The 12,715-nt window shown below is 70.0% G+C and carries 7 protein-coding genes; 1 reads left to right on the top strand and 6 read right to left on the bottom strand.

What is annotated here, in order from left to right; all coding sequences use genetic code 11:
* Positions 1-79 precede the first annotated feature (79 nt).
* Positions 80-823 (bottom strand): class I SAM-dependent methyltransferase, encoded by a 744-nt coding sequence (locus K6U06_RS04120; protein ID WP_262320632.1) that lies wholly within the window; start codon positions 821-823, stop codon positions 80-82.
* Positions 824-834: 11 nt separating this feature from the next.
* The gene (uvrC, locus tag K6U06_RS04125) at positions 835-2,946 is read right to left on the bottom strand and encodes an excinuclease ABC subunit UvrC (protein ID WP_262320633.1); all 2,112 of its coding nucleotides are present in this window, start codon (positions 2,944-2,946) and stop codon (positions 835-837) included.
* Positions 2,947-3,178: 232 nt separating this feature from the next.
* On the opposite strand from uvrC, the gene nadA reads away from it, so the two are divergent.
* Entirely contained in the window at positions 3,179-4,300 is a 1,122-nt protein-coding gene (gene nadA / locus K6U06_RS04130; RefSeq protein WP_262320634.1) for a quinolinate synthase NadA, read from the top strand.
* Positions 4,301-4,335: 35 nt separating this feature from the next.
* On the opposite strand, the gene K6U06_RS04135 is transcribed toward nadA, so the two are convergent.
* The 4 genes from K6U06_RS04135 to uvrA form a co-directional block, all read right to left on the bottom strand.
* The gene (locus K6U06_RS04135) at positions 4,336-6,021 is read right to left on the bottom strand and encodes a hypothetical protein (protein ID WP_262320635.1); all 1,686 of its coding nucleotides are present in this window, start codon (positions 6,019-6,021) and stop codon (positions 4,336-4,338) included.
* Positions 6,022-6,099: 78 nt separating this feature from the next.
* Complete coding sequence (locus K6U06_RS04140) at positions 6,100-7,980, bottom strand: ABC transporter ATP-binding protein (RefSeq protein WP_410050983.1); 1,881 nt, start codon at positions 7,978-7,980, stop codon at positions 6,100-6,102.
* Between the two features lie 59 nt (positions 7,981-8,039).
* Positions 8,040-9,773 carry an ABC transporter ATP-binding protein gene (locus tag K6U06_RS04145; protein WP_410050984.1) on the bottom strand — a complete coding sequence of 578 codons (1,734 nt, stop codon included), beginning with the start codon at positions 9,771-9,773 and terminating at the stop codon, positions 8,040-8,042.
* Positions 9,774-9,792: 19 nt separating this feature from the next.
* A complete protein-coding gene (uvrA, locus tag K6U06_RS04150) occupies positions 9,793-12,669 on the bottom strand; it encodes an excinuclease ABC subunit UvrA (RefSeq protein ID WP_262320637.1) in 2,877 nt (958 codons plus the stop codon).
* Between the last annotated feature and the right edge of the window lie 46 nt (positions 12,670-12,715).

Below are 12,715 nucleotides of genomic sequence, written 5' to 3' on the forward strand. Positions count from 1 at the left end.
GGCGGGGCGACGGTCGCAGGGTGGCGCCGCGTCGCCTCAACGGCGACGCGGCGGCCTTCCGGGCGGGGCGGGGGGACGATCAGCCGGCCGGCCTGACCAGCTTCTCGGCCCGCAGCAGGAGGAGGCGGGGGATGGTGGCGGCGTGCTCGTACTCGGCGGCCCGGGCCAGGAACCCGGGCGGTGGCGCCGGCTCTTCCATCCGGGTCACGAACAGCCCGTTGGCGGCCATCGCGTTGACGTAACGGGAGACCGGCCGGTGGATGAAGGGGATGAACACGTCCTTGTCGACCTCCTCGACCCCCTCGTCCTCGATCAGGTACGGCCCGATCCGCCAGTACTGCTCTTCTAGGATGTGGTCGTCGATCCATCCCGATCCGGGGGTCTGCAGCAGCGGGTGGTTCAGCATGAACACGAACCTTCCGCCCGGCGCGAGGACCCGGGCGACCTCGGCGATCGCCTCGTCGACGGCGACGATGTGCTCGAAGACCAGGCAGGCGATGGCCGCGTCGAACGACCCGGTGCGGAACGGGAGCGACGCGGCTCCGGCCCGGGCCAGCAACGCAGCTTGCGAGCGGGAGGCGGCCGCGGTCAGCTGGGCCCAGGTCGGGTCGACCCCGACCGCGGTGGTGACGCCGGGCAGCGCCGCCGCCAGGCGGGTGATCTGACCCTCACCGCAGCCGACGTCGAGGATGCGTGCCGCTCCGGCCAGATGCTGGGCCGCCAGCGGGAGCAGCTGCTCGGTGTACTCCTCGTCGGCTCCCTCGGTGAAGCCGGCTTGCCACCAGGCCGCGTTGATCTCCCACAACTGGTCGCGCTCGTCCACGACAGCGGACCTTAGGACGGGGCGTGGATCTTGGCGTAAACCGCGTCGGCGACCGTGTCTGGCAGCCAGGTGAGCGACCGCAGCGACTCGAGCGGAGCGGCTTTGACCGCGGGGAGCCCACCCATCTCTTTCACCAGCCGCTTGCGCCTGGTCGGACCGAGGCCGGGAATGCCGTCGAGCACCGAGGTGGTCATCCGCTTGGCCCGCAGTTGCCGGTGGTAGGTGATCGCGAACCGGTGCGCCTCGTCGCGGATCTGCTGGAGTAGGTAGAGAGCCTCGGAGGAGCGGGGGATGCGGACCGGGTCGGCCTGTCCGGGCAGGTAGACCTCTTCGAACTGCTTGGCCAGCGACGCCACCGGTATCTCATCTTCGAGCCCGAGCTCTTCGAGGACCTTGACGGCCACGCCGAGCTGGCCTTTGCCGCCGTCGACGAGGAGGAGCTGCGGCGGGTAGGCGAAGCGGCGCTTGCGCTCCTCGATCGGTTTGTCCCGTTCGATCAGGTAAGCGGTGAGCCGGCGGGTCAGCACCTCGCCCATGGAGGCGAAGTCGTCGTTTTGGTCGACGGTCTTCACCTTGAAGCGGCGGTACTCCGACGGGCGAGGCATCCCGTCCTCCATCACGACCATCGAGCCGACGTAGTCGGTGCCCTGCAGGTGGCTCATGTCGTAGCACTCGATTCGCAACGGCGACTCGGGCAGGTCGAGGGCGTCTTGGAGCGCGGTCAGGGCGCGAGCCCGAGCGTTGTGGTCCGACGCCCGCTTCAGGCGGTGGCGGGTGAACTCCTCCTTGGCGTTGCGGGTGACCATCTCGAGCAGGGCCCGCTTGTCGCCCCGGGCCGGCACCCGGATCTCGACGTGGGAGCCGGCCCGGGCGGACGGGTTGACGCTGCGCTCGACTCGGTAGCGGGAGTTGGCGGCCCACCACTCGACGTCGCCGACCGCGGACCTGCGCCGCGCCGGCGCGTCCGGACCGGCCTCGCCCGCCTCAAGGGCGGACCCGTCCGAGGCCAGCGCGGAGAAGGCCGGGCTGACGGAGGCCGACCCGCCCGGCGTCGCCCCGCCCCGGGCCAGCCCCGCGGATCCGAGGGCCGCGGCCAGGGCCGGCGCCGCCTCGGAGCGCTGCACCGCCAGCCACTCCCCCACCACGTCGGGGTCCTCCGGAGCGTCGGGGACCACGACCAGGGGGGGAACGCCGAGCGGGGCATCGGCGTAGTGCTGCTCCAGGATTTGCGCGACCAGCTGAGCCCGATCGACGTCCTCCACTTTGTCCAATATGTAGCCTTTACGTCCGACTACCCGGCCGCGCCGGACGTAGAAGACCTGCACCGCGGCTTCCAGCTCGTCCTCGACGAGCCCGAAACAGTCCAAGTCCTCGGACTTCTCGGTGACCATCTGCTGCTTCTCTATGGCCTTGCGCACCGCGGTGAGCCGGTCCCGAAGCCGGGCGGCCCGCTCGAACTCCAACGCGTCGGCGGCCGCGACCATCTCCGCTTCCAGCCGGCGGACGATCGGCTCGGTGTCACCCTCGAGGAAGGCGATCAGCTCGCCGATCAGCCCGACGTAGGGACCGTGGTCGATGGCACCGATGCACGGGCCGGAGCACTTCTCGATGTGGAACAGCAGGCAGGGCCGCCCCTGGCGTTCGTGCGAGCGGAACTTGTTGTCGCTGCAGGTACGGATCGGGAAGGTGCGCAGCAGGGAGTCGAGGGTCTCCCTGATGGCGTAGGCGTGGGCGTAGGGGCCGAAGTAGCGGCTGCCCTTGTCCTTGGCTCCCCGGCGGACCATCGCCCGGGGCCACTCGTCGCCGACGGTGACCGCCAGGAACGGATAGCTCTTGTCGTCTCGCAGTCGGACGTTGAAACGCGGCTTGTACTGCTTGATGAGGCTGTACTCGAGCATGAGAGCCTCGACGTCGTTGCGGACCTGGATCCACTCGACGCTTTCGGCCGATGCCACCATCTGGGCGGTGCGGGGCAGCAGGTTGGCCGGGTTCTGGAAGTAGTTGGACAGCCGGCTGCGCAGCGACTTCGCCTTGCCCACGTAGATGACCCGGCCGTCGCGGTCGCGGAACTGGTATGAGCCGGGGGCGTCAGGAATCGTCCCCGCCGGTGGGCGCTGCAGCATTGGTCCCACTCTGCCCGAACCGCGACCCGAACCTGGTGCCACGCAGCGGGGGAACTCACGCGGTCGTCGAAAAGCTGGGCGGCACATCGTCGCCGCCCGCCCTATGATCATCGCTACGCCGGCCCGGTATCCGGCGACATATCCACCTCGCGGTCGACATACCCGCGGACGGGCGACCGGGCTGTCCCCGCCGACCGAGTTAGCGAGGTGCTCCTTCCCAGGGGGTTTCACCGTGTCGAACCGTCAATCTGGTCTCCGCCTTCAGTCGCCGCTTCCCGAGGGTTACACCGACGCCACCGCCGACGAGCTGTCGAGGCGGATCGCGAAGGCCAAATCCACGCTCGGAGACCGGGTGATGATCCTGGGCCACCACTACCAGCGCGACGAGGTGATGCGTTGGGCCGACGCCCGCGGGGATTCCTTCGGGTTGTCGCGCCTGGCGGCGGACGCCCGCGACGCCGAGTTCGTGGTGTTCTGCGGGGTCCACTTCATGGCCGAGTCGGCTGACATCTTGACCGGCGACCACCAGCAGGTGGTTCTGCCCGACCTCAACGCCGGGTGCTCGATGGCCGATATGGCCGACCTGGAGTCGGTCGAGGAGGCCTGGGAGGCGATCTCGGGAGTGACCGACATCACGTCGGTGGTGCCCATCACCTACATGAACTCCTCCGCGGCGCTGAAGGCCTTCGTCGGCCGGCATGGAGGGGCGGTCTGCACGTCCTCGAACGCCCGGGCCGTGCTGACGTGGGCTTTGGAGCAGCACGGACCGGATACCAAGGTCCTGTTCTTCCCGGACCAGCATCTCGGGCGCAACACCGCCTACCAACTGGGTTTCGCCGAGTCGGACATGGCGGTCTGGGATCCCCGCCGGGAGATGGGCGGCCTCGAGGATCGCAGGGTGAAAGAGGCTCGCTTCCTGCTCTGGAAGGGCCACTGCTCGGTCCACCAGCGGTTCCGTCCCGCTCACGTCGAGGCGTTCCGGGCTGCCCACCCCGACGGTCTGGTGTTCGTCCACCCGGAGTGCGCGCACGACGTCGTGGCGCTCGGTGACGTGGTCGGGTCCACCGACGCCATCATCAAAGCCGTCGACGCGGCGCCGGCCGGGTCGGTCATCGCGGTGGCCACGGAGATCCATCTGGTGCAGCGGCTCGACGACGAGCACCCGGATCTCACCGTGGTGAGCCTCGACCCGCTGGTCTGCCCTTGCTCGACCATGTTCCGCATCGACGCCCCCCACCTGTGCTGGGTCCTGGAATCCCTGGTCGAGGGCGCCGTCGTCAACCGCATAACCGTCGACCCGGCCACCGCGGCTGACGCCAAGGTGGCGCTGGAGCGGATGCTGGCCATCGCCTGACCGCCGCGGGCGGAGCCCCGGCGGCGGCCGCCCGCTCAGCTCCGGAGGGCGATCCACCGCTGGATGTCGGCCTCCATGGCCGCGCAGGTCGGGTGGTCGCTGCCGCCGACGGTGACCGCCAGCGGCAGGGCCGGCACCTGCCAGGGCGCAGCGGCCAGGCGAACGGCCCGGTCGATCGCCTCCAGCGCGCGGTCCGACTCCACCCGGCCGCCCGCCAGCAGCGTCGCGACCTCCCGCTGAGCCCGCCGGTCGGTGAGAAGCCCACCGTGGAAGGCCGGCACCACCACGCTCGGCACCCGGGCCGGGGTGCTTGGATCGGCGACCGCGTCGGCGAGCGGCTCGACCAGCGCCTCGGGCATCGCCGTGGGGCACGCGAGCAGGTCACGCAACTCCCCGGAGTGGTCGACGATGGAGCGGAGAAAGGGGCTGTCCGCGGGCAGGTCCACCGGCGAGATCCCGCCCAGGAGGTTGGTGAGGGCGCGCAGCGCATAGCCGGTCAGTACCCCGTAGCCCTGGTGCCCGGCCACGGGGTAAAACACTCGGCCCGGCTCCTGAAGGGGGCTGAGCAGGATGACCCGGTCGACCGGGGCGCCCGGATCGGCAGCCAGGTAGGTGCGGGCGATGAGCGACCCTTCGCTTTCCGCGACCAGGGCCACGAGCTGCCCGGTTCGCCGGTGCAGGGAGCCGACCTGGGCGGCCAGCTGCTGGACCGACGCGTCGATCGACTGGTGGGTGGCCGCCGGAAGGTAGGGCCGCGGCTCGCCGGCCGGGTCGAGGCCCGAGTACGAGTACCGCACCTCGTTGTAGGGGCCGGGGATCGGGTGGGCGTCGGCGCCTTGCAGCTGGCTGTCGAACCCGCCGACGATCAGCACCGGGGGGCCGCTTGAGGGGGGAGGCGCGGGCAGGGCCGCTCCCCTGGCCGGGACCGCGACGACACGGAAGGCGATGGTCGCGCCGACCACCGCGACCGCCACCATCCCGACCGCGACCGTTGGTGCTACCGGGACCTTCCGGGCTCGGACCCGCCCGCCGGCGGCGCCCACCACACCCATCCAGGCCCAGGCGTTGAACAACCCGCCGGCGGCGACCGCGACCGGCCACAGGCCGGCGGGGGCGACACCGAGGACCAGGCCGGTCGCCGACTCCACGACGAAGGTGAGCAGGATCCAGCCGACCCCTCGCCACGGCGGGACGCCCCGCCACCAGCTGCCGGTGACCGGACCGCGGTGCATGACCATCGCGACGACGATGACCGGGGGCACCGCGCCGAAAAACAGCCACGAGATCGACACGACGTCGAGCCCGAACGCCAGCACCGTCCAGGGCAACAGGAGCGCGCCGGTGACCGTCACCCACAGCAGCGTCCGGCGGGCCTGGGCCCGGAGGCGGGGTCGCTCCAGGTGGTCGGGCCATGCCAGCTGCACGATCAGGGTGTCGAGCCAGGTGCGCACCACCAGGATGCCCAGGCCTTCGAGGGCCAGCGACCACCAGGAGTTGTGGATCACCAGCGTCCAGCGAAGGTCGTGGAAGATGTCCCACGGCGCCGGCGCGGTGACCTGCGGCGCCAGCGAACGGTCGCCGGACGCACCCGACGCCCACAGGCCGGCCAGCTCCAGGAGGGGTACGACCACGCAGAGCAAGACCAGCCGCGGTCGAGCCCAGATGGGTCGCGCTGACACCGGGCCGTCCGGCGCCGCTGGCTTGACCGCGAGCACGGCCACCACGGTCCTCCTTGGTCGCTCCGTTCCGCCGTCAGTCTGGTCCGCGCCGGGCCGACTCCGGTCGGCGCCGGCGAAACATCAGCCCAGCTCGACGGCCGCCGCCGCGAACTGGGCGTTGTAGAGGGCGTGGTAGGGACCCTGGCGGGCCAACAGCTGCTCGTGGTTGCCCTGCTCGACGATGCGCCCGGACTCCATCACGATGATGGTGTCGGCATCGCGGATCGTGGAGAGGCGATGCGCGATCACGAAACTGGTCCGGTTGGAGCGCAGCGCGGCCATCGCGTGCTGAATGAGGACCTCGGTGCGGGTGTCGACGGAGCTGGTCGCCTCGTCGAGGATGAGGATGGCGGGGTCCGCGAGGAACGCCCGGGCGATGGTCAGCAGCTGCTTCTCGCCGGCGCTTACCGTGCCGCCCTCGTCGTCGATGACGGTGTCGTAGCCGTCCGGGAGGGAGTGGACGAAGCGGTCGACGTAGGTGGCTCGGGCCGCCTCGAGGATCTGCCCCTCGCTCGCCCGGAGGTTCCCGAACGCGATGTTTTCCCGGATGGTGCCGCCGAAGAGCCAGGTGTCTTGGAGCACCATCCCCATGTTGGCCCGCAGGTCCCGGCGGCGCATCGTCGCGATGTCGTTGCCATCGAGGGTTATGCGCCCGGCGTCGACGTCGTAGAACCGCATGATCAAGTTGACCAGGGTCGTCTTGCCGGCGCCGGTGGGACCGACGATGGCGACGGTCTGACCCGGTTCGGCCACCAGGGACAGGTCCTCGATGAGCGGGTTGGCCGGGTCGTAGGAGAACGACACGCGCTCGAACTCGACCCTGCCTCGGGCCGGGACGCCAGCCTCGGCGCCTCGCGGCAAGAACATCGAGTCGTCGGGCTCCTCCGGTCCGTCGAGGAGCTCGAATATCCGCTCCGCCGACGCGATCCCCGACTGCAGCACGTTGGCCATGGACGCCAGCTGGGTGATCGGCTGGGTGAACTGGCGGGAGTACTGGATGAACGCCTGGATGTCGCCCAGGCTCATCGTCCCCGACGCCACCCGCAACCCGCCGACCACCGCGACAGCCACGAAGTTGAGGTTGCCGAGGAACATCATGGCCGGCTGGATGATCCCGGAGACGAACTGGGCGCCGAAGCTGGCCGCGAACAGCTGCTCGTTCTTGTCGTTGAAGCGGGCCTCGACGTCGTGCTGGCGGCCGAACACCTTGACCAGCGCGTGCCCGGTGAAGGTCTCCTCGACCAGCGCGTTGAGCGACCCGGTGTGGGTCCACTGGGCCACGAACCGGGTCCGCGACCGTTTGGCGATCACCCTGATCACGATCAGCGACAGCGGGATGGTGACCAGCGCGACGACGGCCAGCAGCGGCGAGATGACCAGCATCATGACCACGACCCCGACGACGGTGAGCAGCGAGGTGAGCAGCTGGCTGAGCGTCTGCTGCAGGCTCTGGGCCAGGTTGTCGATGTCGTTGGTGACCCGGCTGAGGAGGTCACCGCGAGGCTGGCCGTCGATGTAAGCCAGCGGGAAGCGGTTGAGCTTGGTCTCGACGTCGCCGCGCAGCCGGTACATCGTGCGCTGCACGATCCCCGCCAGCGTGTAGGACTGCAGGTAGGCGAGGACCGACGAGGCGACGTAGGCGCCGGCCGCCAGGTACAGCACCTGGTGCAGCTGGCGGTAGTCGATCCGGCGTCGACGGACCCCGGTGAGGATCACGTCGGTGGCGTGACCGAGGATCTTCGGTCCCAAGACGGCCAGGATCACGCTGCCGACGGCCAGACCGGCGACTAGGACCAGCCCGGCCCGCTCGGGGCGGAGCCGCTGGGCCAGGCGCCGGCTCGACGTCCGCAGGTCCTTCGACCGCTCGACGGGCATCCCCGCCGCTCCCATCCGGCCGCCGAACCCGCTCCGGGCGGACGGCGGCGGCCCGGGCGGGGCCGGCGGCGGTCCGGCCGCGGCCACGGCCGCCCCTGCGCCGTCGGCCGCCCCTGCACCGTCGGCCGCGGCCGGCAGCGGGCCGCTCACGCCGCCTCTTCGGCGGTGACCTGAGAGGCCACGATCTCGGCGTAGGTCGGGCAGGAGGCGATCAGCTGGCGGTGGGTGCCCAGGCCGACGGCCCGCCCGTCCTCCAACACCAGGATCTGGTCGGCGCCGGCGATGGTGGACACTCGCTGGGCGACGATGAGAACCGTCGCGGCGGCGGTGACCGGCGCCAGCGCGGCTCGCAGCCGGGCGTCGGTGGCCAGGTCGAGAGCGGAGAACGAGTCGTCGAAGAGGAATATCTCCGGCTTGCGCACCAGCGCCCGGGCGATGGCCAGGCGCTGGCGCTGGCCGCCCGACACGTTGCTGCCCCCCTGGGCGATCGGCGCCTCGAGGCCGCCGGGCATGGCCGCCACGAAATCCCGGGCCTGGGCCACCTCGAGCGCGGCCCACAAGTCGGTGTCGGAGGCGTCGGGGTCTGCGTAGCGGAGGTTGCTGGCCACCGTCCCGGAGAACAGGTAGGGCTTCTGGGGCACCAATCCGATCCGGCTCCAGAGCAGCTGCGGTTCGATGTCCCGGACGTCGGCGCCGTCGACGAGGACCTTGCCGCTGGTGACGTCGAAGAGGCGGGGCACCAGGCTGAGCAGGGTCGTCTTGCCGGCGCCGGTGCTCCCGATGATCGCGGTGGTCTGCCCGGGAAGGGCCCGCAGCGAGATGTCGGAGAGGACCGGCGCCTCGGCGCGGGGGTAGTGGAACCCGACGCCCTGCAGCTCCAACGTGCCGCGCAGCCGGAGCGCGGTGACAGGAACGGCGGGAGCCACGACCGACGAAGCGGTGGACAAGACGTCTTGGATCCGCTCGGCGCAGACCGCCGCCCGGGGCCACATCATCGCCACGAACGTCGCCATCATGACCGACATCAGGATCTGGACCAGATAGCTGAGGAAGGCGATCAGCGCCCCGATCTGCATGCGACCGGCGCCGATCCGGTCCGCGCCGAGCCACAGCACCGCGGCGCTCGACCCGTTGAGGACGAGCATGACGATCGGGAACATGAACGCCATCAGCCGCCCCGCCCGCAGCGAGTTGGCGGTCAGCTCGTCGTTGGCGACCGCGAACCGCTCCCCTTCCTCGGGTTCGCGCACGAACGCCCTGACCACCCGGATGCCGGTGATCTGCTCCCGGAGGACCTGGTTGACCCGGTCCAGGCGGATCTGCATGGCCTGGAACTGCGGGACCATCCGGACCACGACCATGCCGAGGCCGACGAGCATCGCCGGGATGCTGACGACGAGCACGACCGACAGCGGGCCATCCTCCCGCACCGCCATCACGATCCCCCCGACCAGCATGATCGGGGCCGCGACGAACAGCGTCAGGGTCATGACCACCAGGATCTGGACCTGCTGCACGTCGTTGGTGATACGGGTGATCAGCGACGGCGCACCGAACTGGCCCACCTCGCGGGCCGAGAACCCGGTGACCCGGTGGAACAGGCCCCCGCGGACGTCCCTCCCGAAGCCCATGGCCGCCTTGGCCCCGAAGTAGGTCGCGGCGATGGAGAAGGCGACCTGCCCGGCCGCGACGACCAGCATCACGCCGCCGAGGCGCCAGATGTAGCCGGTGTTCTTGGTGAGCACGCCTTTGTCGATGATGTCGGCGTTGAGCGTGGGCAGGAACAGCGTCGCCATGGTCTGTACGAACTGCAGGGCGACCGCGGCGGCCAGGAGGCCCCGGTAACGGCGAAGGTGGGTGGTGAGCAGCCGGAGCAGCACCATGGGGCGCCCGCCCCGCTCAGTCCATGCCGAGCAGTGGCACCAGGAACTGGCCGGTGTAGCTGTCGCGGGTCTTCGCCACCGTCTCTGGGGTGCCCTCCACGATCACCGTCCCTCCCCCGTCGCCGCCTTCGGGCCCCATGTCGATGATCCAGTCCGCGGTCTTGATGACATCGAGGTTGTGCTCGATTACCAGCACGCTGTTGCCCTGGTCGACCAGGCGGGACAGCACGGTGAGCAGCTTGCGGATGTCCTCGAAGTGGAGGCCGGTGGTCGGCTCGTCGAGTACGTAGGCGGTGTGCCCGGTGGAGCGCTTGGCCAGCTCCGACGCCAGCTTGATGCGTTGCGCCTCGCCGCCGGAGAGGGTCGGGGCGGGCTGGCCGAGACGGACGTAGCCGAGCCCGACGTCGACCAGCGTCTGCATGTGGCGGGCGATGACCGGCTGATTGGCGAAGAAGCCGAGCGCCTCCTCGCATGGCATGTCGAGGACCTCGGAGATGTTCTTGCCCTTGAACTGGATGTCGAGGGTGTCGCGGTTGTAGCGGGCCCCTTTGCACACCTCGCAGGGCACGTAGACGTCGGGCAGGAAGTGCATCTCGATCTTGATCGTCCCGTCACCGGCGCACGCCTCGCACCGGCCGCCCTTGACGTTGAAGGAGAACCGGCCGGGCTGGTAGCCGCGAACCTTGGCCTCGGTCGTGGTCGAAAACAACCGCCGGATGTGGTCGAAGACCCCGGTGTAGGTGGCGGGGTTGGAGCGCGGCGTCCGCCCGATCGGCGACTGGTCGATGCTGATGACCTTGTCGAGCTGCTCGGCTCCCTCGATGCGGCGGTGCCGGCCGGGCACGTCCTTGGACTTGTAGATCCGCTGCATCAGCGAGCGCAGCAGGATGTCGTTGACCAATGTCGACTTGCCCGACCCGGAGACCCCGGTCACCGCTACGAGGCACCCGAGGGGGAACTCTACGTCGATTCCCTTCAAGTTGTGCTCCCGCGCGCCGCGGACGGTCAGGTAGCCCTTTGGCTCGCGCCGTACCGCGGGCACCGGGATCTTCCGGCGCCCGGTCAGGTACTGCCCGGTGATGGACTGACGGGACTTGAGGAGCTTGCTGACTGGCCCCGCGACGACGACATTCCCCCCGTGCTCACCGGCGCCTGGCCCGATGTCGACGACGTAGTCGGCGACGCGGATGGTGTCCTCGTTGTGCTCCACCACGATCACCGTGTTGCCGAGGTCGCGTAGCCGGAGGAGGGTGTCGATCAGCTTCCGGTTGTCCCGCTGGTGCAGGCCGATGGACGGCTCGTCAAGGACGTAGAGCACCCCGACCAGGCCGCTGCCGATCTGGGAGGCCAGCCGGATCCGCTGGGCCTCGCCGCCAGCCAGCGTCGCCGCCGACCGGTTGAGGCTCAGGTAGTCGAGACCGACATCGAGGAGGAACTGCATCCGAGCCTGGATCTCTTTGAGGACCCGGTCGGCGATCAAGTGGTCGCGCTCGGTCAGCTCCAAGCCGCCCATGATCCTGGTCGCGTCCCGAAGCGACAGGTCGCACAGGTCGAAGATGTTGTGGCCGGCCACGGTGACCGCCAGGCTCTCGGGCTTCAAGCGAGCGCCCGCGCACGTCGGGCAGGGCACCTCCCGCATGTACCCCTCGATGGTCTCCCGCAGGTGATCGGACTCCGCCTCGGTGTGCCGGCGCTGCAGGTAGGGCACGACCCCTTCGTACTGGGTGTGGTACGAGCGGGTCCGGCCGTAGCGGTTGCGGTATTGGACGTGGATCTGCTTGGTGCCGGAGCCGTAGAGCAGCACCTTCTGCTCCGATTTCTTCAGCTCCCGCCACGGCGTGTCGGTGCTGAACCCGTAGGTCTCGGCCACCGACGCCAGGACCCGGGCGAAGTACTCCCCGCGGGCGCCGCCCCAGGCGGCGATGGCACCGCCCTCTATCGACGCGTCCGGGTCGGGGACGACCAGCTCGGGGTCGACCTCGAAGCGGGTACCGAGGCCGTCGCAGTTCGCGCACGCCCCGTAGGGCGAGTTGAACGAGAAGTTGCGCGGCGCCGGCTCGTCGAAGGACAAGCCGCAGGTCGGGCAGGCCAGGTGCTGGGAGAAGGTGAGGATCTCCTCGGTGTCGGCCGCGGCCTCGCCACCGGCGGCGTCGCGGCCCGAACCCTCGGCCGAGCGGGGCACCAACTGCACCTCGGCCACCCCCTCCGCCAGGCCCAGCGCGGTCTCCAACGAGTCGGTCAACCGGCGCTCGATGCCGTCGCGGCGCACCAGCCGGTCCACCACCACCTCGATGGTGTGCACCTCGTAACGAGCCAGCTTGGGCGGGTCCGACAGCTCGTAGACCTCCCCGTCGATGCGGGCCCGGGCGTACCCCTGCCCGGCGAGCTCCTCGAGCAGGCTCTGGTACTCGCCCTTCCTGCCCCGCACGACCGGCGCCAGGACCTGGAAGCGGGTGCCGTCGGGCAGCTCCAGGATCCGGTCCACGATCTGCTGGGGGGTCTGGCGCTGGACGACGGTGCCGTCCCTCGGGCAGTGCGGCACCCCGACGCGGGCGTACAGCAACCGCAGGTAGTCGTAGATCTCGGTGATGGTCCCGACCGTCGATCGAGGGTTGCGAGAGGCGGACTTCTGGTCGATCGAGATCGCCGGGGACAGGCCCTCGATGAAGTCGACGTCGGGCTTGTCCATCTGGCCGAGGAACTGCCGGGCGTAACTCGAGAGCGACTCCACGTAGCGTCGTTGACCTTCGGCGTAGATGGTGTCGAAGGCCAGCGAGCTCTTGCCCGACCCGGAAAGCCCCGTGAACACGATCAGCTTGTCCCGGGGCAGCTCTATCGACACGTTGCGCAGGTTGTGCTCGCGGGCTCCGCGTACGACGAGCGTCTCCGACATCCGCATCAGGGTACCAGCGAACACGTGTTCGACACCGGGATATCTG

The organism is Acidiferrimicrobium sp. IK (assembly GCF_025499425.1).
GTDB lineage: Bacteria > Actinomycetota > Acidimicrobiia > Acidimicrobiales > Palsa-688 > Acidiferrimicrobium.